Raw genomic sequence first — 23,568 nt, forward strand, 5'->3', positions numbered from 1 at the left:
GTTAAGCTCTAAATAGATTTAAGGCATATTGTAATTTTTCGTCGATTTCGTTTTCCGGATAAACAGACCTGAGGTATTCCCTTAGTGTTGGTCTTAAGTATAAATTAAATAGGACGTCTTTATTACCAGGAGTAATATTTTTTTTCTTTGCAATATCTCCTATTTTCATGAAAAAGGCGTGACCAAATTCAAAAGACCTTCCGAGACCTAAGTCACTGCTAATATAATTGTTAAGGTTTCTGCATGATAGTATGTAGTCAGCGATATTTTCGAAGTTGTCCTTTCCGTTGAATAGCGTTTCTTCGTCCAAAACGTCGTAGTCGCAATCTTTTCGGAGCCATTTGAATCTCCTGCGCAATGCCAGATCAAAAGTGTCGATACTTTTATCTACGTCATTCATCATTCCGATAAAATACAAATTGCTTGGAATACCAAATTTCGAAATACCATTATCAATTTCATATGCCAGATGACCAAAATTATTTATGTCTTCTGCTATAAGGCTATCTACTAATGAAGAGTATTGAGTACGGATTAAGTTCTTATTACTTCCGGTTTCATGCCTGTATCCTTTCTCCATCAACGATAATGTTTCTCCAAAAACTGCGGAGAGATTAGCACGATTTATTTCATCGACGATGAAATAGTATTCCTTATCAGGATTTAGTTTGGCTTTAATGCAGAAATTTTTAAATATTCCGTTAACTAACTCAAATCTAATTGTTCCGTCTTTTGTAACTCCTTTTGGTTTAACACCTTCAATAAAATCCTCATAGGTGAATGAAGGATGAAACTGCAGTAATTCATATCTTGTCGTATCTCCGAGGCAAACAAATTCAATATCATTTAAAACGGAGTAGGTTTTCCCGGTACCCGGCGGTCCATACAAAATAACGTTTGGACTATTACTGTCAGCTATGGCTTGAGCCTTTGTATACTTCCAAATAAAACGAGAGAGTAGCACAAGTTCAAGTGTATCTGTAGGGTCAATGTCTAAAATAGATAGTAAGACTTTGCAAAGTTCGTGGCTTCTTGAAAAAGTTGTCTCTGTTGTACCATCAATGAAATCTTCATATAATTTACCAATAACATCACCCGAGTAGATAAATAAGAAATCTGAGAGGTTGTCTAATACCGCCATCTTCATCAGGATTTGTTTGGCGCTATATGAAGACGAATCAACGAGTTCAGCCTTTTTAATTGGATCTTTTTCAAGTACAATTTTGTTTAGAATTTCCTTAATATTTTTATTAAAGAATTGTTCCGCATCAATTTTTGATGCATTTGCCGACTGTTTCTTTACGTAGTAAGTACCATCTGCATTAAGTTTTACTCCAAAATTTTCAGCATTTCCTGGTTTAGAAGATCCAAGCACACTACTGGTAGTCCGCTCAAGAAAATTACAAAGATATCCACCTGGCAAGGTAGCACTAGTGTTTTTTAGTACATTAGTGTATTCATCGAGGCTTAGTGTGCCATTCGTAACCTTTTGCTTATATAATTCCCAGTCACCCAAAGTCTTATTAATTCCATCTTGATATAGGGTTCTCTGTTCAGGAGTAATACCAGCTTTGAAATTATCCCAAAGAGCTTTTATCTGATCTTTACGTGTTGTAGAGAGTTTAATGTTGTTCATAAGATTACGATATTGTATGGCCCTGTGCCATTTTACTATAAAATGATTTGTTGCATTGTCATTGTTGCAAAATGTAAGAGTGCCAGGAGCCTGTATGTGATTGCTATTATATTTATTTAAAATATTGTCAAGAAGGATTTTATCCTCCGATTCAAATAACCCAAGTATTTCGATTTCTCTCCTTAAATCAAACCAGTCAAATTTTGGGTTGATATTGTTGTCGATATAAGATTTGCCAACGACACGGACTAATGCAACAGGATTTGTTCCATCCCGTACCATGACGATATCTCCTATTGCCACACTATCTTTAAAATGACGAGGGTCATCTACTGGGTTACCATGTTTGTTGTTCCATGAGCTACCCATACCAATAATTTTCTTTTTTCTAAGTATTTCTATAATGGTTTGCTCACTTAGTCTTTCATCGGGATGCATTTGTAGGTGCCAATAATTCATACGGGTTTGTTGAATCTAGGATTTGCACGAAAATACATCAATTATTTAAGCTTGAGGAATTTTTTTATAGATGTCATAGAGATTTAACTAGTCTAAAAGTCAAATTAATCCTTGGCAGCATTTCTTTAGCCGATTTCGGTATATGGTGTTCCCAATACGTATTGGTAGTTCCTGACATCAAAAGCAATGTACCGTGATGCAGGGGTATCTCAACCTGTGGAATGGATTTATCGGTCTTATGCCGGAACCTGAAGGGCCTTGTCTGCCCGAAGGTCACTGAAGCAATATTGGGATTACTCCCGATGCGGTGCTCCTTATCCGAATGCCAGGCCACACTGTCACTGCCGTTACGATACAGGTTCAATAATACCGCATTAAAGGACAGCCCGGTTTCCTTCTCCACCTTTTTTCGAAGTAGAAGAAGCTCCGGAGTCCAGGGCAGAGAACCCTCACCGGCCTCTTCGGGTTCGCCATACCAGGCAATCATGCGTGGAGCGGTAACGATCTTATCATACATGGGCATCTGATATTCCCGCCATGGTGTGTTATGGAGTAATTTTTCATAAAAAACATCCGCTTCCGCTTTCGGAACAAAACCGTCATACTGCATCAGCTCCATATCCGGCAGGTCGTAATAGCGTTTTGGTGAATTCCCTGTGGTAAACAATTCCGTATCGTCAAAAAGTGTCATCATAATTTTTATCCTTTCTACTGTCGTATTTTCTTCTTTTCCTCCCACACTTTATTCTTCGGCAGGCACTTCAGCCCGCAATACTCTACCGGGATGTTTCTCTGCGTAACCCGTAATGAGCTGCATGATATAGCGGTTGCTGTGATGAGGCGTTACATAGTCTTTTATTTGTAAAGCTTCGGTAATCCCCACATCCGACGGCATATAACCCATACCGTAGAAATGCCCGTTTTCCACCCAGATGCAGCTGCGTTCTTCAACAGATCGCCCCTTATCCACAATTCCGAAACTTGACCTGTTACTGGTAATATGTTCCATAGCCTTCTCCACCTTAGCATTGTGCTGTTTTATATCGGGCAGATTGGATGTATTGCTTTTAATAATGAAGTCCCCTGCATCCTGAACCCCGTAATGACAGAACCGATGGTCGATACTGAATTCCCCAGCCAGGGAAAGCAATAGGTTCACCCCCTCGTGCAGGGAAAAGAAATGTTCCACACAAGCCTGGCCTTTGGCCAGCTTCCCGATGCCAAGGTATTGATACCCGCTTCGCGCCTGGTAGTGGTACAGCCCGAACTTCGGCTCGAACTTCTTTAGTGCCCTGTTGTGCAGGGGCCAGAGCTTTCTGATCTCACAGCATTCCAATAGCAGTGCCATAAACTCGGTCCCGCAGACCTCATGGGAGATGGAGTGGATATCACGCATAAAGTTCTGGCGCTGGGGTGTGATCTTATGCCCTGAGAAATGCTGTGCCACCCGTTTCTTGATGTTTTTGGCCTTCCCGACATAGACCACTTTCCCCACCTGGTTATAGAAATAGTACACCCCTGGCTTTTCGGGCAACTGCTCGAATTCGGACTGGGGCAGGTGGGGAGGGAGGTTCTGGTCGTGGGAGTTGCGTTTGATCATCTTTGCTATTTCCCCGGCCTCATCCCATAACAGTAATCGGGAGAGCAGGATGGCTGTGGCATCGGCATCCCCTCCGGCACGGTGGGCGCGTGTAAGGGGGATATCCAGTGTGCGGCACAGGTTGCCCAGGCTGTAGGAAGGCAATCCCGGCCGTACCTTACGGGCAGCCCTCACGGTGCACAGCTTGCGGGTGGTCCATTTCAGCCCGGCATGCTCCAATTCATGCTTTACAAAGGAATGATCGAAATTCACATTATGTGCCACAAATATCCGGCCTTCCAGCAGCTCCAGTACCTTTTCGGCTATGTCATCAAAGATGGGCGCTCCGGCTACCATCTCGTTATTGATCCCGGTCAGGGCAAAAATGGGCAGGGGTATTTCCTTTTGCGGATTCACCAGGGTTTCCCATCGGTCAATCACCTTTATCCCGTCATGGATAATGATGCAGATTTCCGTAATGCGGCTCCTCGAGGCATTACCTCCCGTGGTCTCGATATCTACTATAGCGTACTCGTTCTTTCTCATTCTGCTTATCCTGTCTTTTTCTGGGTTGTTACTGTATTCATCTTATGCCTTGGCAGGCCGATTTCCTGCTCCTGCGGGTAAGGCGTACGATGGGTCATCGAAACATCTTCCCGCAATCGCTGCGCCGTACGGGTACTTTCCTCTTCGGTTTCCCTGTAACGCGGATCGGCAATGAAAGGCAGCTTCTCCATTTTGGATATGGTGATGGTAGGGAAGTGGTAGTCCACCTCCACGGTACCTAAGAGCAGGTAACAGCCACCGCCCTTAAAGGGGTACTGCTTCAGGCTGCCTGTAAAATGGGCGGTATCAAAGAATTCCCCGTTGGCATCGATCCATGTCCCGAAATACATGGCTCCCATCTTGGTGGGTACATGCTTACGCGAGACCAGATAGGCCAGCATCTTCACCTGTCTTTTATGGTACTGCACCAAATCCCGTGCCATGACGTCCCCACGGTAGCCGGTTTTCAAAAGGTTGAATGGGGTAACAGATACAGGGAAGCCCAGCAATTCAATCTCGTCAAAGGCATCCTCAAAAGGGGAGCGTTTCAGTTCGGGGAGCCTGTACTGCTGCACCGGCTCAGGAAGCAATTGCGGCTGGCGCTGCACCGGCTTAAAATGCATCATGATACGCCGGGCGGTAACCAAAAGTTCGTTCTTATTCTTCCCCGTGCAGCGGAAGGCTCCGATATAGATCAGCAGCTGCAGGCCTTCAATCCCTATAGGCACCCGGTTAATGAAATCCTCTAACGAACTATAGTCTCCATTTTCAATACGTTCGGATACAATACAACGGGCAATCTCCCACTGAAGCCCCTGCAGGTGCATAAAGCCCAGATAAATATCTTTTCCGTACAGGGTCGTCTCTACTTCGCTTTTGTTGATGCAGGGGGTATGGATAACCGCCCCGGACATCCTCGCCTCATGTACATACACCTCGGTGCGGTAGAAACCGCCCTGGTTGTTGATGACCGCCACCATAAACTCGATGGGGTAGTGTACCTTCAGGTACAGGCTCTGATAGCTTTCCACGGCATAGGAGGCCGAATGCGCCTTACAGAAGGAATACCCGGCAAAGGACTCGATCTGGCGGTAAATCTCTGCACTCAGCTCCTCGGGATGGCCTTTGGCGGCACAGGAAGCAAAAAAATTGTCCTTTACGCGTTGCAGCGCCGCTTTCGAACGCCCCTTACCGCTCATAGCACGGCGCAGGATGTCCCCGTCGGCTGCAGCCAGCCCCCCGTAGTGCAGGGCGATCTTGATTACATCCTCCTGGTAGACCATAATGCCGTAGGTTTCACCTAACTGCTCTTCAAATACCGGATGGAAGTACTCGAACTTATCGGGATGGTTGTGTCGGAAAATATATTCCTTCATCATTCCGCTTTGGGCCACACCCGGGCGTATGATGGAAGAGGCTGCCACCAGTGTCTTATAATTATCACACTTTAGTCGGCGGAGCAGCCCCCGCATGGCAGGGCTTTCAATATAAAAGCAGCCGATGGTCTTTCCCTGTCCCAAATACGTATTACAGATCGTTTCATCCTTGGAAAGGGAGGTATCGCGTATATCCACGGTAATCCCGCGGTTCTTTTTAATGAGCCGTACCGATTCGTCAATATGCCCAATGCCCCGCTGGGAGAGGATATCGAACTTGTCAAAACCGATCTCCTCAGCCACATGCATGTCGAACTGCACTATAGGAAAGCCCTTGGGTGGCAGCTCCAGTGCCGTAAAATCGGTAATGGGGTCTTCCGATATCAGTATCCCGCAGGAATGCATCGAGCGCTGGTTGGGGTATTTCTCCAACAGCATTCCGTAACGGTGTACCAGCTTTACCACCTCATTGGTATCGTGCCGGTCCATCGAAGTACCCGACAGGGCATCCAGTTCTTCTTTCGGGAGTCCGAATACCTTACCCACCTCCCGGAATATAGATTTGTACTTGAACTCTACATTAGTACCGCAGAAAGCCACATGATCCGCCCCGTAACGTCGGAAGATATATTCCAGTATCACATCGCGCTCCTTCCAGGACCAGTCGATGTCAAAATCCGGCGGACTTTTACGGTTGAGGTTCAAAAACCGCTCAAAATACAGGTCCAGCTCGAGCGGGCAGATATCGGTAATGCCCAGGCAGTAGGCAATGATACTGTTGGCTCCGCTGCCGCGCCCGATATGCAGAAAGCCCATGGAGTTGCTGTAGCGGACAATATCCCAGGTAATCAGGAAATAGCCGCTGAAGCCCAACTCATCAATAACCTTCAGCTCTTTTTCCACGCGCAGGCGGGCAGCCTCATTATTACTCCCATATCTTCGTACCAATCCCTGCCCGGCCAAACTGGTGAGTAGTTTCCGGTCGGTTTCCCGCGCCCCGGTGTAGTGTTTTTTGTTGCGGGGTACCCCAAATTCATACTGAAAATCACATTGCCGGATCAGGGCAAAGGTATTCTCCAATAATTGGGGATATTGACTAAAGCGCACCATAATCTCTTCCGGTGACAGCATCCGCTCCTCCGGCCCGCAATAATCCGAAGGCTTGAGTTTGCTGCCCAGGGTATTTAGGTCAATGGCCCGCAGGATACGATGCAGGTTGTACTCAGTTTTGTCGCGGAAGGTAACCGGCTGCCATACGACCATACGGTCAAGCCTACCTTTCCAACGCGATTGTATCAGTAATGATAACTCTTCACTGCGGACTCCGATGTACTCGAACTCCCGCAGCGTATCCGGCGCCTTATCCATCGGATAAACAACCACTACCTCCTTAAAATCAGGAGCCAGAGCAGGCACGGGAGTACCCTGCAGATTATGATCGGTACGGTGGCGGTTGATCTCCGCTATACCCGCACGGTTTTTAGCCAGTGCGATATACAATAGCTGATTCCCTTCACGGAATTCCATTCCTACAAGGGGTTTGATACCTGCATCCCTGCAAAGCCTGTAAAACTCATAGATGCCTGTTACCGTGTTGACATCGGTCAACGCCATAGTCGTTACCCCCAGGCTTTTGCCCAGGGCGACCAGTTCGGTTACCGGGATGGTACCGTAGCGCAGAGAGTGAAAGGAATGACAGTTTAGGTACATACGAATACTAAGAAATCAATTAATTCATTCTTGGTTTAACAAATGCCCCGCTACAGCGCATCACGGCGTTGGCGCCAAAGCGGTTCTTGATCTTATCCATTGCCTGGTAGAGTGACATCATCTCCTGGGTATCCTCAAAGAGGTTGATCTGGTAGGAGCCCCGTACCAGCCTGCCGAAACGTACCCCCACAAGGCGCAGGCTCATGCGGCGTTGGTAAAGCTTCTCAAAAGCCTCCAGTACGACCCGGGTCAAGGTATGGTCGGCCGAGGTATAGGCTAGGGTCACCTGACGGGTTTCGGTATCAAAATTGGAATAACGGATCTTTACCGTCACATTGGAGGTTAGCCAGCCCTCACTGCGCAGCTGGTAGGCCAGTTTTTCCACCATACCCGATAGTACCGCGCGCAGGAATACCATATCGGTGGTATCCTGATGAAAGGTGTCTTCGGTGGAAAGGGATTTACGCTCGCGATAGGGTTCGACCGGGGTATTGTCAATACCGTTGGCCTTTTTCCAGAGTTCCAGCCCGTTGAGCCCGATCATTTCCTGCAGCACCTTTGCCGGCATTTCGGCCAGAGTACCGATACTACGGATACCGATACGGGAGAGCAGGGTAAAGGTGGCATTGCCCACCATGGGAATCTTTCGTATGGATAAAGGGTTCAGGAACGGCTGAACCATCGCCTGAGGTATTTCCAGGTTGCCTTTGGGCTTGCCTTCCCCGGTACCGATCTTGGAAACGGTCTTGTTGACCGACAGGGCAAAACTGATGGGCAGCCCAGTCTCACGGGTGACCAGTGAGGAGAGTTCATGGGTCCATTTGTAGGAACCGTGAAAACGGTCCATACCGGTAATGTCTAAGTAAAACTCATCGATGGAGGCTTTTTCCATCACGGGCGCCTTTTCCTCGATGATCTGGGAAACAGTATGCGAATATCGTGAGAAAAGTTCCATATCCCCCTTGACAATACGTGCCTCGGGACAGAGGCGGAGTGCCATCTTTATCGGCATGGCTGAGTGAACGCCAAAGCGGCGGGCCTCATAGGAACAGGAAGCCACCACACCACGGTCACCACCGCCCACAATGAGAGGAATTCCTTCTAAATCACTGTTCTGCAGCCTTACACAGGAGACAAAAAAAGTATCGAGATCCATATGTACAATCGATCGCATCATAACTATTCATATTTGTACTGAACAAAATTAGGACAGATATTCCCAAAATGTTTTATATTTGTTGCGATAAATAATCCCAAAAACACTATGTCTTTATTTTCCGACAACATCAGGCACCTCAGGACGAAAAAAGAGGTTTCCCAGGCGATCGTGGCAGAAAACCTTGCCATAACGCGTGACAGGCTTGCCAAATACGAGGAAGGCAAGTCCCAGCCGCCCTTTGAGATACTGATCAAAATCTCACATTATTACCATGTGAGTATTGACCTGCTTTTGACGGCCGATATTCGAAAAATAGATATGGACGGGCTGATGCAGTTGGAGGACAATCGTATCCTTTTACCCATTACTGTAGACAGGGAAGGGGAGAACACTATTGAGGTCATTCCCCATAAGGCCAGGGCCGGTTACCTGAACGGTTACAGCGACCCCGAGTTTATCGAAGGCCTGCAGCAGGTCTCCCTGCCGTTCCTGACCAACGGTAAGTTCAGGGCCTTTCCCGTATCGGGGGATTCTATGCCACCCCACAGGGACGGGTCTTTTATCGTAGGAAGGTATGTGGAAAACCTGGGAGAGGTACGGGACGGCAAGACCTATATCCTGCTGACCAAGGAGGACGGTATCGTCTACAAGCGGCTGAACAAAAACGGCAGGAACAGCCTAATGCTGGTATCGGACAACAGTTTTTATGCACCCTATGCCATCAAAGCCTCCGATGTATTGGAGATCTGGGAATATGCCTGCAGCATTGCCACCAAGGAGGCAGAACCCGAGAATCTCGACCCGCAGAGTATCCGTGAGCTGCTTTACGGCATCCGTGAAGAAGTAAAAGCCCTGAAGCATTACAGGCAATAATCAAACTGTTATCCAAATTAGCATACCCCATGAACACGACCATCTGCCTGAGGATAAGGAAAGAACTTGACCCTGCCACCGAAAAGATAATCATCCGGCTGAAGGGTAGCCTGATTGCCCGCAACTTTACCGATATCATCTATTTTGATGATGATGATGATGAGCAGGAGTATTATATACATCATTTTACCGTGGAGACCGCACGTAAAAAAGAAGCAGCCGACTATATAGCCGGCTGTATTCAGGAAGGGAATCTTTCTGATATTGTCATGTTGGTAGAAAATTAAAGTACACTCTAAAGAATAAATCGACTAATCCTATTTTCAGTCCAAATCACCGACCGCCTGCTCCAGGTCTTCCTTGATGAGTTCCCAGTAATAACCTTTCAGGCTTACCGGGTCAAAATCATCATCGGCCAAGGAAAAATCTGTAAAATTAGCTACAATACGTTCCCTCTCGTGTGTGTAGGGATAACGTTTTTCATGGAGCGCTATCATTTGGGAAACCGGATACGAACTTAAAAGCTCGTGCAGGTCCCAGAAGTCCTTTTTCCTGCCGCCGCGCTGTACAATGTCCATTTTCATGGCAATGATTTCTTCGGGTGTGGCCATACGTAAATCCTCTATCTCAAGGGGTGGTGTGATAAAGGGATCGGTATAGTACAGGTCCAGCTTCACAGCATTCTCTTTATCCCTACCGATAAGATAGGATTTTCCCATACCGATGGCCGTACCGAAGCCTTTGTCCAGATAGGGAAAGGTGGCTTCCAAAAAAGATTCTATCGCCCGAAAATCAACCGAACCGTAGTCCGCATCGGTGAAAAGGTCGATGTCCACCGATATGCGGTGCCCCAGTTGCAGGCTGAGCGCGGTACCGCCCACCAGGCGGAACTCCTTTAGTGCATCGGACTGCATCAGCAGGAGCAGTGCCTCACGCAATGATTCGCTTACTGTATTCCAGTGTATCATACGGCCTTGTTCCATTGAACTGCGCCGGCAGCGTTATTGTTATCCCTGAGTACCTGCCTTGTTTTCTCCGCTCCGTAAAAGCGCAGGATTTCTTTTTTCTCGGTAAAGTTTCCCCTTTCGAATACGCGCAGGATTACCGCACGCGCCTGTCTTGTCCAGTCGATAGTCTCACTGTCGGTATCCCAAAAAAGGCTTTTACGAAGCAGTTGCATATTAGGCCTGTTTTCCTGTAGCAGTTTTCTTTTTTCTTTTTCAATCTCATAGTACGTCTGCAACAGTGCCAGGGTACCTTCCTCTATATTTAGTTCATGGTCAATCCTGAGTGCGGCAGGCAGCGGCAGGCTTCTTTTGCCCTTGATGATCTGGTTAAACGATTGTCGGGCCAGCCCTACCGATAAGGCAAACGGACGTTGGGCGAGGTTTCTATTTCTGAGTTCCCGCTCCAGTATAATGCCCGGATGGATGCCCCGGTATTTTTCAAATCGCTTTTCCATATCACAAATGTAAGCATTTTTGCTTACAAATACAATTTGTTTCGATGTTAAGCTTTTTACGTTCATTGCTATAAAAAAAATAGATTAATAATACACATACATAAATTATTTACGGATCACCAGGTAGTACAGGGCAGGGTCGGCCAATAGGCGTTCCATTTCCGACTGGATGATGTCCTGCACATCCTGTTTTACCTGCATATAGTTCCGCTGTACCATCAGCGGGTCGATCTTGCGTACCGGTTTGATTTCCTCATAACCCGCTTCCTCTTTTTTGATCGCTTCATGGTCGTTGAGTATCTCACAATGAAAAGCCTTGAGTTCAATCTTATTCAGGGGATTATCGGCTACAATCCCCACAAACTCCCCGGAGCTCAGCGCGGCAATCTTCGAAGGTGGTATGGCGGCTTCCAGCTGTTTGGATCGGCTGATGGAGGTATCGTTGCTGTTGATGGACAGGCTCTCGCGGTCCTGCATGATCTTGCCAAAACGCTCGGAGAGCTGCTTGGCGGTATCCCCGGTGACCTGCCCGGAGATGATGTTTCCTGTGATGTTCATGATTACATCCGCCTGCTCGCGCCCGTAGTCCTTACGGAGTTGGCTGAAATCCTGTATGCCGAGGCAGGTCGCCACCTTGTTGCTCCGCGCGGTGGCAATCAGGCTGTCCATATTATTGAGGTAGATGGTGGGGAACTCATCGAATACCAAACTGCTTTTGAGTTTGCCCTTTTTATTGACCTGTTTTACCAGACGTGTTACGTACAGGGAAAGTACTGCCCCATAAATCTGTATTTTCTGCGGGTTGTTGCCCATACAGACAATCTTAGGGTCGTCGGGATTGTTGATGTCCAACAGAAAATCATTGCCAGAAAGTACATAATACAGCTGTGGCGAAGACAACCTTGCCAGGGCAATCTTAGCCGATGCAATCTGCCCCTCCAGCTGCTCCATAACATCATTTAAGTAGGCGTTCACAAAGGGATTGATCAGCACCTCAATTTCCTTTTCGGTACGCAGCAGGGTAAAAAGGCTGTCGTAGTCCACCTGCATCAGTTCGATGACATGGGGCAGGGTACAGAACTGCCCGTCTTTATATTTACGCAGATACCAGATAACAGCGGTAAGAAAATTAATGGGTGACTCCACAAAAAAATCACCCTGCTTTTTGATCCATTCCCGGTTCAAGCCCATCAGGATGGTACGCGCCGATTCCGCCGCATCGGTAATATCGGTCATGGAGGAGGGTTCCAGTGGATTACAGCGATGGGAGCGGCTCAGGTCATCGAAATTGATCACATAGAAATTGGCAGGAACCGTGTATTTGTTCCTGTTCCTGAGCCAGGCATTATAGGCGATGCGCGAGAGGTCGTCGAATTTGAAATCATACACGAACATGGTGAAACCCTTGGCAATGTGCTGGGTAATGACATGGCGGATGACAAAATAGGATTTGCCCGAGCCAGGTGTCCCGAGTACCATCAGTGCCCGGAAGGGGTTGATGATGTTGATCCAGCTTTCGCGTACCTTGTCCTTGAGGCGGTAGCGGGAGGGAAGGTTAACCGAATATTCGTTCTCCAGCAGCCGCTCTTCCTGGGGGAAGGTCTCGTTCAGGGCGTTGAAGATGTCCCTGCCATCCAGCCTGCGGGTGATAATGCGCGAGAGCCGCATGCCCCCCGATAACACCAGCAGAAAACCAAGGGTACAGACCACCATATACAGCAAAGACTTAGCAACGATTCCCAAACTCAAAACCATCACTATCACAGCACCAAAATAAACTCCCAATCCGATACCGATACGCCAGAGCGCCTCCTTTGCTTTCAGCTTCTCGTCCTTTCGGCCTTTCGCCCCCAGAAGGGATATGCATAAAAAGCCCAGGGCAATCAGTTTGGGTTTGTGAAACCATCCGTACAATCCTGTAGCACGGATATTGCCCAGTATCCGGTCGGTGAATTCACTATGCAGCCCGAAGTGGCTGAAAAAGCCATAACACTCGTAATAGAAATGCAAAAAAAGCAGTACCAGGCTGATCAGCCGGGTCATGTCCAAAATCTTGCGCAATGCCTGTTCATTCTCTCCTGTATTCATAGCGTCAGTTTTTACTATAAAGGCCCGCGCCTTTTTCGTTTTTTCCTTTTTCGGGTATAATGTTTCGACACGTATTCCGGTGCACGTTCCACATCCACCAGCTTGTCCAAAAGCCCGGAAATCTCACGGATAATCCCTGAGGCAGAACCGTCCGGGTCACGGAGGGAGAGATCGTCTGCAATTTTATTCAACCTTTGGTCCTTTAATCCCGTCGACGAGAGCCCGGTTTCATCCGAAGTACCACTTAATGGAAAACGTTCCTGCATACCCTTGGCACTGTAGGGTTTTCCCAGGCTGCTGCCATTGCAGACCGTACCCGTCTTATGTTCCACATAGGTTAGCCCGTAGATAAAACCCTCACTGTTCCGTCTAGTGACAAGAGTAATGCCCTCTCGGGCCAATGCCTGCTCCACATCCGCGAGACCGGCACCTTTTTTTGTGGCCTCCAAGCGGTCAATGACGTTCTTAATGTGGAGTGTCTGTCCTTTGCCCGTTATCTTGTTCCGGGCAAATTTGCCTTCCAGTCGCTGCAGTGTAGGCCTACTATAAAACAGGCTTGCCTTAACGGGTACCCCGACGGGTTGGCCCGTATCGTCCAGGATGCGGTACTGAAGCCCTTTGTGCTGCTCCATTCGCGAGCCCTCACTGCCACGCTCCGCCCGCACGTTATAGATGCCCAGTACGGCATTCAACTCGTGCAGGCTGGTATATTTGTAGCGGTCCAGTACCGCCTCCAGTACGTTCTGGATGGCTGCGCGTGTTTCCGTTTTGCCATAACTAACAGGGCGGAGTATTTTCTCAGGGAGCGTTTTTTTGTTTTTACGGTCCTCTGCGCGAACCAGCCCAAAATGCTCTTCCAGTTTTTTGCGTGCCGGTTCGGACTTCCGAATTCCCAAATGATGCAGGTCTATCCTGCTGCCATCTGCCCGGATGTTTGTGGTGACCAGGTGCAGGTGCGGATGCCCCGCATCGTGGTGGCGGTACATCAGGTAGGGCTGCTCCCCAAAGCCCAGTTCCTTCATATAGGCATGTGCAATTTGTGCCATCTTTTTATCGCTCAATCCCTTTTCCGAGGTATCAAAATTCAGGGAGATGTGCAGGCTGTTCCGTTTGGTATTGGTGTTGAGTTCCATGCGCCTTGTAAAATAATTCAACCGCGCGGTAAAGGATAAATCAGCCGCTTCCCCTGGAAAGTTGTTGCCGCCAAGACAGACCGCCTTTTGCCGCTCTACCTTATTCTCATTATAGTTCAGGATACGGTTAATGGAACTGCTGACCTTAATCACCGCAACCATCGTTCGGCCATGGTATTGAGCAGCGCCTTTACCTCGGCAATCTTAGACAGTAGCTATTGCGATTCGGAAGCGTATCGTGCCGTCCAGCCCACCACTTCACCTTCCCGCAGGGTATGCAGCCGTTTTACCGTCTGGTTAAGATTGTTACCAATGCTGTTAAGTTCACGGTTTAAAACAACGATCTGTTCTACTATTTCATCCTGAGAAATATTACGAAAGGTTGCCACTATTGGATGGTCAAAAATTATCGAACGTATATATATGCTGAGATTGCGGCAGGTTGAGTTCATCTTCCTTTTCACAATTATATTATACTCATCAGGAGATAATCTAATATGTATCCATTTTACGCGGTTGTTGCTATCTTTTTTGTGTATGGTCCTCTTCATAATCTTGACTGTAATCAAATCGAAATTAAAAAGTAATTAATTTGAAAGCAATCAAGCGTAAAATTTACCTAGCAAGAATACCTGACATTTATCAGTTTGAATTTAAATAGATTTGGGTTTTAATCTTTATTGAAAGGAAAAAAAACAGCTTCTTTATAGCCTATCTGATCTTCTATAAATTTTAGCCCTTCCTTTGACAGTTGGCCGACTTTAGTGAAGGGTTGCCAATCATTCTTTTTATGATATAGATATGCAGAGATGAAGCTTGCTTTAAATTGTACCTGCCATTCAAATCCATCATTATTAAATTTTTCAAAATGGCTTTCCTCCAATGCAATATTTCCAAATTTGGCTGAGCTTGTTAACATTGCGCCCAAAAATTGCATTTTTGATTGAGGGTCCGGTGAGAGATATATCATAAAATGAGCAGGTATGCCGCGAACATTACGATTATTTTTTCCATGGAGGATATCCCCTGCATTGGCTTGGTTGTTAGGATCAGTCATAATTGCCATTATATTATTATTCTACTCATAGTCGTACTGAAATTATCATTAAATATAGATTACAGGCCATAAACTGATCTACATGCTTCCTCATAAGCTTCATAAGAACTTAAACCAGTCACAAAACCTATGAGGATTCGTCTACGCTTGTTTAGTGAGCCATTATTAGGATTAAGAGCGTTCAGCATTGATGGATGCTCACCTTTTAATTCATTATATTCTGAGATCAATGCTTTAGTTCTGGTCACCACTTCAAGATGCGCGGAACTACTTTCATCATATGGGGGAGTGACCCCAAAAGGCAGTTTATGCACATGACGTTTTCCGAATGCACCTTTTGGTTGAAAATCTTCAATGATTATATTTATTGCGTCACTATTTAATAACCCTGTTAAATATATCGCTTCGTCTTCTGAAGCAACTTGTGCCCAATATATTGTCTGATCGATTATTAATTTTGTAATATCGACATTATTGACATCTAAATAGGCCGAACATACTTTCCCTCCGCCAGCACCAGTCATAACTATGTATCCAGAAGGCGTAATCAATTGCTGACGCAATTTACCCAAAGTATTGATTAAATTGTAGATAGTATTAACTGATACACTTTTGGGATCAATTGTTTGAGAAATACTCTCAAATGAACTCTGGGTAACCGCACCAAATAATGCCACTTCTGCATCTGAAATTCCTTGCCAAGTATTGCTGTCGCTTTTCTTCAAAGGCAAAAATGCTTTTTGAAATTCAGCAACGTTGAACGGTGTTAATAAATTGGAAGTAATAACATCAAAAAATAATTTTTTAGGAAGCATTCTCCCTGTTAAATGAAAATCGCTAAATTTTTTTGCATCTTTAACCGTGAATCCAATGGGACTGGTAGTTGGATCTATTGATTGCATGTGAAAAAGTTGTGGATTTGAAGATTCACCCACTTCGTAAAAAAACAAATTCCTTGGCATAATATCAGCACCTTGCCTAAAGTTCGCGGGGTTGAAGAAGCCATTATTAGCACCAGTCATATTCTGTTCGCTCCAAGCGGTTCTATTCCCTTGTTTATTTTTATAGAATAGAATGTCTGTAGGAGGATAATTTTCCCGAATAGCCTTACCAGGAATAGTTTCATGGCTTACCTCAGCAATAGCTTTCCTGCCAAACAGAACTGCAGCATTATTCTTGAATACTTGTTCTTGTATTTTCCATATTTCTTCAACTGAAAATTGCACTGCTTTCGAGGATGTTCTAAACTCGGCAGTTCGGAACCTATTGTGATGATGTCCGTTTAGTATAGTCTCAGGAACGATACAGCCAATTTGAGCATTTGGCAGCAGATATTGATTCACTGCATAAAGAAGGAAAATAGTTGCTAATTCTATATGAAGGTGTGAAGAGCCAAAAGGTTTAATACCAAAATCTTCGGCCATTTTTTTAAGAATAACCTGATATGGATTGTTTGCGACCTTACTCAGGGCCAGCCAAGGCGGATTAGAAACTAAACCATTGAATTGTCCTGCGACTAATCCTGGACGAAAACTATTTCTTAAAATGTATGCCCAAATCCCGTTACGCCCATCTCTATTGAGTTCATCAACTGTGGTTATAAACTCTAAGAAGAAAGTTAGAACCTGATCTAATTCAACGTCTTTTAGTTTCACAGTTGAAGATTCCTGAATTGACTCAATATGCTTTTGCAGCGTATCCGGATCAATCGTCAGAGCACTTTGCTGCTTGTTGGAAACGATAAGACGATAACCAGTATCAATTAAAGTGTCAAAATAAAAATGATATTCAGGAGTGACAAGGAATGATGGTAAATTGATTGAATATTCTGCTATTTTGAGGGAATAATATCCGTTTTCATTTTCTTCAGCATTATTTGAAATAGGTGTAATTGCAAATAATGAATCTGCATGGTAAATGGGAATTGATATTTGATGCGTTCCAAGAGGTTGTATCCAATCTTTTGCTTTTAAAACCCAGTTTATCTTTGATAGCATAACAGCTAAAGGATCAATATCGAAACCTGTGATCGATTCTGTTAGAAGATGTATCCGTTGTTCAATTGAAATATCCGGATTATTCCGACTAATTCGTTCCTTGGCAATCTCTATGGCTTCGACAATCATAGAACCGGAACCACAGCACATATCAATTAACCGTAAAGGCTGATCAGGGCTTATACTTTCAATGACTTGTGCTACTAATTTATGAGATAACCATCCTGGTGTCCACTCTTGCCCTAATAATAATCTTTGAGATCTATTGGCAAGTTGAGCCATAAGTTCGCCAAACAGATCTTCACTGGGGATTGGGTTGAAGTTATAAGCCACCAAATCCTGCTGAATAGCTTTAGCTATAGGCAGAATAGCATTGACATGTTCAGTTGAATTCAACCAACCAAAATAATCATATTCCACAAAATTAAGTAGCCCTTTATTCTCAAAGAACTTACCATTTATAATTGAGGCTATTTCATTGTCATCGGAGCTGAGTGCTCTTTGTTCCAAATAATTTGCACATATCAATTTACCAAGCGTGAGAATGTAGTATTCATCAACATAGGTTTTTAAGTCAAAGTCATCAGCTTTTCCATCTTCACGTAAGTAACTTACAAAATTGCACCATAGCTCAGTGATAAGCGAAGCATATTTTTGGTTGACCGAAAATGCTTCGTTAACAATCCCGAGAAGGGAAATCAGATGAGGTTCACAAAACTTACTTTTAAATCCTAAATCATTAGCTATAGAGCTTGCCGAAACTGGTCTTGCTCCAATCCGGCCAAGGTATTTTTGGAGAAATCGGGCCAAATCACTTGCATCTTTTTCTGATGCAGTACTGCAATCAAGGAATTCAATTTGAGTAAGGATTATATTATCTCTTGAGCAAGTTTCCTCTGTAAGTTTTTCAACATCTATCTGAAAGGCGTACCATCGAATAGTATCGGATAGAATGCCAATTATCAAGGCAGGATCATGGCCTTGGTTTACCAGGCTTGAGACATAATCTTTTACCTGATTTAATCCTGTATTATATTTTGACGATACTTTTAAATTACTCTCATATTCAATAGCGGTTAAATCAACAAGATTGTCGACGAAACCCGTTCTTCCTTTTGATTCTTTTACAATCTTAACGGCAGCTTCACTTCCTTGTATATGCCTTACAACCCAATTTGGAACTTCTGGAAATACCTGACGCAAGTGAGATGTAAAACTATCCCGAATTATTTGCTCATTTTTTCCCTGTTCAATTAAAATGATGTTGTCAATCAGAATACGTTGTGCTGCTTCGATGTTTACAAGAAGTTCATTCATTTGACTTTTCGTTTTTTTAGGAGTTTAGCTTTGATTTCCAAAAGTTCATTTAGCTTATCGCCAGGATTGGATATGAAACCAAAGCCGGAAATAATAACTTTGTCAATTTCCTGAATTATATGTAGGTCATATATGGATGATTTTGACAACTTCATTCCTAGATTGGTAAGCGCTTTAATTGAAAAGGAATCTAACTCAGGAAAAAGGAGTTGATTCAATTGCGAAGCTTCAAGCTTTAAAGCTCCTCCGCCCATTACAGTACCATATTCTTCCATTGCAGTTGTTGCCCAGGTACTATTTAATAATGCTAATAATGCATACGGGTTATAATTTGATTCTTCTTTTAACCAAATAGAAGAAAAATTAGCATCAACAATATAAATACTGTTTGTATTAAGAAACGTTTTGGTTGTTCCTCCATTTATCCTTGGTAAAAATAGATCTGGGGAATGCCGTTTTGAAAATTCAGGTAGCATGTACCAAAACTTAGGTTGTAAATAAGGCTTTCTTTCATTCCATGGCCTGATATTGGTCTTTACTGCAGAAAGGTTTGGTAGCAAGATATCATCCTTTTTTTTTCCATTTTTTAATGTTGATGCGCGGCGTATATAATTTGCTAATGGCTCTGGAATCGGCTGATATACTCCTTGAAATTTCTCGTTATAGCTTACTGCACATTCAATATCCTCAGGTAAAGCGAACCCCTGGAGAGATAACACCCGACCACTTTTCGGTAGGCTATTCGTTGAAAATTGGTTTGGCAACTCCGTTTGATTTCTTATGACAAGTTTGAAATATTTGTTTTCGATCTCGAAAGGCGAAATATTAAAATTCTTACCAGGATATATTTTTAATCTTTTTTTGTCAAGATTCTCATAATCGATATAAAAGAATGTATTCGCTCCCGTTCTGAGGCCCTGTCCAACGCTTACCCCTAAATCTTTGAGACGTACAAAAGTAGTTGTTTTATTTTCACTCCAATCGGATAGCATAGATGAAGGCTTCAAAATTCTAATACTGTATGCCGTATCGAGAATAGCAGCAGAAAATAATGATTTATACCATTTTTTTTCTTCAATTATGGACTGTAATTCAAATGCAAATTCCTGTATCGATATCTCATTCGTAACAAAGTAACTTTTGTGCGATTTACCCTTAGCAATAGCGCTCATAAAGTCCTTTTCAGGGGATGAGCTGTCTGGAAATGCATTGCCTACCAAGCTATTATTATTTCGAGCAGTTACATAAAGTTGAGTATAGATGAAGTTTTCCCTGCCCCAGGAAATAAAACTATCTTTCTGTTCTATTCTTTTAGCTATAAGCAGTATTGTTTTTACTTGTGCGTCCTGAAACCATGCCGCGTTAGCGTCTTCGATAATATATTCAATCCTGAACCATCTTAGCAACAAATGTTTAACGATTTGGGCATAATCCCTATTTAGCCAAGTTTCCGGTACTACTATGGCTATTCTTCCTCCTGTTTTTACCAATAATGTACATAATATCCATGATGGAACAGCTAGATCTGATAGGCCAGACATGCCTAAAATAGTATTTGTCACTATTTGTTTTTCCGCTTCGCCTATCGTCTCAAAATGGGACAGTGATGCAAGCAGATTTGTCCGGATCTCCTTCATATCAAGGGCAGGAGAAAAGCTATTCTTAAATTTATTGACTGTTTGGTGACGTACATATGGCGGGTTTGTTATTACCAAATCGTAACCTCCTGGAAGAAGCTTACTTATTACATCAATATCAAAAGCATTTCCCTGTATTAAAGTAGCGGAATCTGATACGATTATTCGGTCTTTCAATTGTGAAAAAATAACAGGATCTATTTCAATTCCGCTTATGGCTAATTCACCGTTGGTTAAATCAAAGCTTGTAAGCATATCTCCAATACCGCACATTGGATCAATTATATTTTTTACTCCCTCAGAAGTTGAAAGAGTTATTAGTAACCTAGCGATGAGGCTTCCAGAAAAAAACTGGCCTAATTCTTTTTTTCGAGATATGTCATCTATTGCTAATTCCAAGTCAGTTAGTGTTATTGAGAAATTTGGTAAATGTGTAATTTTTCTTTAATTATTTCATAAAATTGCCCCGCATCTAATTCAACGGTCTCACCTTGTAAAATACATTCGTTAATATATCTTGAATATAGCCTTTCCGGTTTCTGCTCATCCAAATTGTCTGAATGTACAAACGCATTTTCGAGTATATTTCCTATCAAATCTGGGTTGTACTTTATTCTTTTTGTCTTAAAATCATCGTTGACTTTTTTTAATAATAGCAAAGGATCTCCTTGGACCTTAATTTCAGAATTTATCTGTTTAAAACTACTTTGTATCTTATCCAATACACTTGATGCCAAAACATGTAATCCTGCTTGCTTATATGATTCTATCAAAGCTTCCCAAATTTGCGCTTTAGCGGAATGGAATACTAAACTTATCGAACCCTCTGGTGTCAAGGTTCTGCTAACTTCAGAAAAGACACCTGCCATCAAAGTTTTGTAGTCGTCAATACCTTTATTTTGTGCTGTATTTACGATTGCCTCAGATTCGTTGTCGGTAATACTTCCTAGCCATGCTTCGTTTACCTGATTAATTTCGGAATATGGTATGTAATCTCCAAAGGGTGGATCGGTAAAAACATAATCGACGGACTTATCCGGAATTTCTAAAGATGTGCTGCTTGTATTATATACAGTAACATTACTTGTACTGTCTTTGACCAATTCAAATGCTTGTTTGAATGTCATTATTTTACGTTTAACACCTTCAAATATATTTTTTTCCACAGGGAGATTACTGATATATAATACGCCGGATTGAGAACCTGTTATTACAAAATCACTTATATTTTTCTTCACGACAACCCTGGTCATTAGTGTTGAATGTGTTGAGTTATAGCTAAGCAGCAGTAATTTAAGTGCACTTTGGTAATCATCCGGATATTCAGCAACTTTGTTCCATAATCTTGAAAACACGACAGCATTCCTGGAAGTATATAGGTGGTGCAAATGTGAAATGCCATAGTGATAGCCTTTCCTGTATAAGACTCCCCAATTAATCTTATAATCGGGAAAACTGTCCATTTGGATTTTAGCAGTTTTATTATAGTAGTCTTCTATGTCAACTGAATTAGCAAGGCGGCTCCATGTTCGCTTACCTGTTCGTCCATATATTTTTACAGGAATTCTCTTTTTAGAAATATGTTCTTTTCCAGTAATATGGTCGAGACTGGTTTGAGTCGCACGACTAATCTGAGAGGCTTCGTTACTATAATCGCATTTTGGGCACCTAAATGAAGATGAAATTTGAAGAGGGTCATGTGAGACAGCCCCATCCCAAAAAGTGCTTTCGTTGTTACAATTTGGGCAAATTAGAACTTCTGACCAAATTGTATACCTTATATTTCCTTCATTTCCCTCATTATCAATTATCGAGTATATATTTTTCAATTCGTCCTCGACAGTGCTTAATAAATCGTTAGCATATTTTTCAAATTGCGTAGGATTTGGAGGATTACACATTACCGTCGATATGAATGATCCTAATGTGCTTAATTCATACAATATTGCATTTCTATTTCCCCAAACAGGCTGTAACCCTAATTCCTTAGCAGCTTTGATCATGTAGGGGGTCGGCCTGTCGCATAACTTTGCTCCTAAACCGGTAGTTCCGCTTCCGCTAAAAGGATCTAAAACTGTGTTACCTACCTTTGTATGGCATGCAATAAAAATCCCAATAGCTTCAGGCGATATTTTTGTTGGATAGGAGAAAGCATTATACAAAGCACCGCTCCTGTTAGAAGCTAACGGTGTTTTATAAAGTTTCATTAAATCCGAAATAATACTCTGTAACTTATTGTCACTCATTACGTTTGTTTGTGCTTAAATTGTCTTCTGTTACCTTGAGCGCATAGGATGCAATTTCTTCATCCTTAACCAAATCATAGACCTGATCTGCCAGCCATAATGTAAGTAAAATTTCTTTCTCTTCATTATAGAGTTGGGCCAAAATCAAAACCTGCTCTTTTTTTGCTCTTCTTTCCCCTCTCTCGATCTTACTGAGCATAGGGGTGTCTATCTCCAATAATACAGCAACCTGCCTTTGTAACAAGTTGTTAGACTCTCGTAGATACTTGATTTTATTGCCAAATTGATTTTTCAATTTTCTATATTTGACTTGTCATATTTTGGCAATTATACGTCTTTTTTTTGAGTTAGAATCCGTAAAAAATCAATATATTACAATGTGGATTAAGATTTTTTCTTATATAAATTACAGACATGCCCAAAAAATATCAGCTTATAATTTTGGGGCATTTTGCTTATACGCTCACCGCCCCGAGTTCCGAGGCCAGGGCGGCAAGACCCCGGTTGTGTGATACAACCGTTCATCTTGCCGATTGCACCAGAGACGGCAATCTCCCTTAGAAATGTCCATCTTTTAAAAACGGTTTCCATTATAGTCAGGACAGCATATCAGAAAAACAGGAACTGTGGGAAAAAGAATTGTCCGCTGTCCCTGTCACCTCAAAACCTGTTTGCGAAAGTGAATCCATGGAGTGTGCGCAATGGATTTTTTTTCGCCCGTTACTCCCTTAAGGGGCACTGTACTGAGGACCGGTCCGAAGGGTTGTGCACCCGCTGTAAACCATTTGATACGGAACCTAAACCTATACGTCTCAATACGGTTGGCGGGATAGGACAAAACAAAAGTATAGGCAAGGGAGAAGGTATCCAATAATGGGGAAATTTTGACTATGATAATTCAAAGCCCCTTTCCTAAATTTGTTTTTTAGATGTCTAATTAAAACCAGAACGTATGCTGACAACAAATGAAGTGGGGCAGGTATTTGATACCATCTTAAGCAGCCCCGGGATGAATGATGCGGTACGAATCGACATGCGCATTTCAAGAAAAAATGTATTACTACTGACCCACGTGATCGAACAGGGGCTTACCGAAAAAGGGGAGGGCAAGGGCGGCCTGTTTGCTTCCGCACCGGAAGAGTCCCGCCAGGAACTCAGGGACATTTCCCATGACTTTCTGGAGAAGGCCGGACTGACGGAACTCAGCGAAAAACTGAAGAGCCTTGCCGGTACCAAGTAAACCTATCAGGGCTGCCTCATTAGGGTAGCCCTTTTTATTTTAAACAAGCCTGC

General features: G+C 43.5%; 18 protein-coding genes. 3 read left to right on the forward strand and 15 right to left on the reverse strand.

What is annotated here, in order from left to right:
• Position 1 precedes the first annotated feature (1 nt).
• From IEW45_RS00145 to dinB, 5 genes are all read right to left on the reverse strand, one after another.
• The gene (locus IEW45_RS00145; RefSeq protein WP_188619196.1) at positions 2 to 2,095 is read right to left on the reverse strand and encodes an McrB family protein; all 2,094 of its coding nucleotides are present in this window, start codon (positions 2,093 to 2,095) and stop codon (positions 2 to 4) included.
• Between the two features lie 73 nt (positions 2,096 to 2,168).
• Positions 2,169 to 2,834 (reverse strand): alpha-ketoglutarate-dependent dioxygenase AlkB family protein, encoded by a 666-nt coding sequence (locus tag IEW45_RS00150; RefSeq protein WP_308421018.1) that lies wholly within the window; start codon positions 2,832 to 2,834, stop codon positions 2,169 to 2,171.
• 3 nt (positions 2,835 to 2,837) lie between these two features.
• Positions 2,838 to 4,220, reverse strand: coding sequence for an exonuclease domain-containing protein (locus tag IEW45_RS00155; protein ID WP_188619197.1), 1,383 nt, complete (start codon positions 4,218 to 4,220; stop codon positions 2,838 to 2,840).
• A gap of 5 nt (positions 4,221 to 4,225) precedes the next feature.
• Positions 4,226 to 7,306 (reverse strand): DNA polymerase III subunit alpha, encoded by a 3,081-nt coding sequence (locus tag IEW45_RS00160; protein ID WP_188619198.1) that lies wholly within the window; start codon positions 7,304 to 7,306, stop codon positions 4,226 to 4,228.
• A 19-nt stretch (positions 7,307 to 7,325) separates the two neighbouring features.
• Entirely contained in the window at positions 7,326 to 8,483 is a 1,158-nt protein-coding gene (gene dinB / locus IEW45_RS00165) for a DNA polymerase IV (protein ID WP_188619199.1), read from the reverse strand.
• Positions 8,484 to 8,570: 87 nt separating this feature from the next.
• Between dinB and IEW45_RS00170 the strand changes: the two genes are divergently transcribed.
• Together IEW45_RS00170 and IEW45_RS00175 are read left to right on the forward strand one after the other, a co-directional pair.
• On the forward strand, positions 8,571 to 9,338 hold the full coding sequence (locus tag IEW45_RS00170; RefSeq protein ID WP_188619200.1) for an XRE family transcriptional regulator: 768 nt from the start codon (positions 8,571 to 8,573) through the stop codon (positions 9,336 to 9,338).
• Between the two features lie 29 nt (positions 9,339 to 9,367).
• Positions 9,368 to 9,625, forward strand: coding sequence for a hypothetical protein (locus IEW45_RS00175; RefSeq protein ID WP_188619201.1), 258 nt, complete (start codon positions 9,368 to 9,370; stop codon positions 9,623 to 9,625).
• Between the two features lie 36 nt (positions 9,626 to 9,661).
• On the opposite strand, the gene IEW45_RS00180 is transcribed toward IEW45_RS00175, so the two are convergent.
• From IEW45_RS00180 to IEW45_RS00225, 10 genes are all read right to left on the reverse strand, one after another.
• Entirely contained in the window at positions 9,662 to 10,321 is a 660-nt protein-coding gene (locus tag IEW45_RS00180; RefSeq protein WP_229665857.1) for a nucleotidyl transferase AbiEii/AbiGii toxin family protein, read from the reverse strand.
• Positions 10,303 to 10,800, reverse strand: a complete 498-nt coding sequence (locus IEW45_RS00185) for a helix-turn-helix transcriptional regulator (RefSeq protein ID WP_188619202.1) — start codon at positions 10,798 to 10,800, stop codon at positions 10,303 to 10,305. The genes IEW45_RS00180 and IEW45_RS00185 overlap by 19 nt, the downstream gene beginning before the upstream one ends.
• A gap of 105 nt (positions 10,801 to 10,905) precedes the next feature.
• Positions 10,906 to 12,888, reverse strand: coding sequence for a conjugal transfer protein MobC (mobC, locus tag IEW45_RS00190; protein WP_188619203.1), 1,983 nt, complete (start codon positions 12,886 to 12,888; stop codon positions 10,906 to 10,908).
• A gap of 14 nt (positions 12,889 to 12,902) precedes the next feature.
• Positions 12,903 to 14,183, reverse strand: coding sequence for a relaxase/mobilization nuclease domain-containing protein (locus IEW45_RS00195; RefSeq protein WP_188619204.1), 1,281 nt, complete (start codon positions 14,181 to 14,183; stop codon positions 12,903 to 12,905).
• Between the two features lie 53 nt (positions 14,184 to 14,236).
• A complete protein-coding gene (locus tag IEW45_RS00200; RefSeq protein ID WP_188619205.1) occupies positions 14,237 to 14,572 on the reverse strand; it encodes a plasmid mobilization protein in 336 nt (111 codons plus the stop codon).
• A gap of 119 nt (positions 14,573 to 14,691) precedes the next feature.
• Complete coding sequence (locus tag IEW45_RS00205; protein WP_188619206.1) at positions 14,692 to 15,078, reverse strand: hypothetical protein; 387 nt, start codon at positions 15,076 to 15,078, stop codon at positions 14,692 to 14,694.
• 59 nt (positions 15,079 to 15,137) lie between these two features.
• On the reverse strand, positions 15,138 to 18,392 hold the full coding sequence (locus IEW45_RS00210; protein WP_188619207.1) for an N-6 DNA methylase: 3,255 nt from the start codon (positions 18,390 to 18,392) through the stop codon (positions 15,138 to 15,140).
• The gene (locus IEW45_RS00215; RefSeq protein WP_188619208.1) at positions 18,389 to 20,428 is read right to left on the reverse strand and encodes an Eco57I restriction-modification methylase domain-containing protein; all 2,040 of its coding nucleotides are present in this window, start codon (positions 20,426 to 20,428) and stop codon (positions 18,389 to 18,391) included. The genes IEW45_RS00210 and IEW45_RS00215 overlap by 4 nt, the downstream gene beginning before the upstream one ends.
• Positions 20,429 to 20,439: 11 nt before the next feature.
• Entirely contained in the window at positions 20,440 to 22,275 is a 1,836-nt protein-coding gene (locus IEW45_RS00220) for a DNA methyltransferase (RefSeq protein WP_229665858.1), read from the reverse strand.
• Entirely contained in the window at positions 22,268 to 22,570 is a 303-nt protein-coding gene (locus IEW45_RS00225) for a helix-turn-helix transcriptional regulator (protein WP_188619209.1), read from the reverse strand. The genes IEW45_RS00220 and IEW45_RS00225 overlap by 8 nt, the downstream gene beginning before the upstream one ends.
• A gap of 657 nt (positions 22,571 to 23,227) precedes the next feature.
• Between IEW45_RS00225 and IEW45_RS00230 the strand changes: the two genes are divergently transcribed.
• A complete protein-coding gene (locus IEW45_RS00230) occupies positions 23,228 to 23,515 on the forward strand; it encodes a hypothetical protein (protein WP_188619210.1) in 288 nt (95 codons plus the stop codon).
• The last annotated feature ends 53 nt before the right edge of the window (positions 23,516 to 23,568 follow it).

This window comes from Flavobacterium suaedae, assembly GCF_014642915.1.
Lineage (GTDB): Bacteria > Bacteroidota > Bacteroidia > Flavobacteriales > Flavobacteriaceae > Flavobacterium > Flavobacterium suaedae.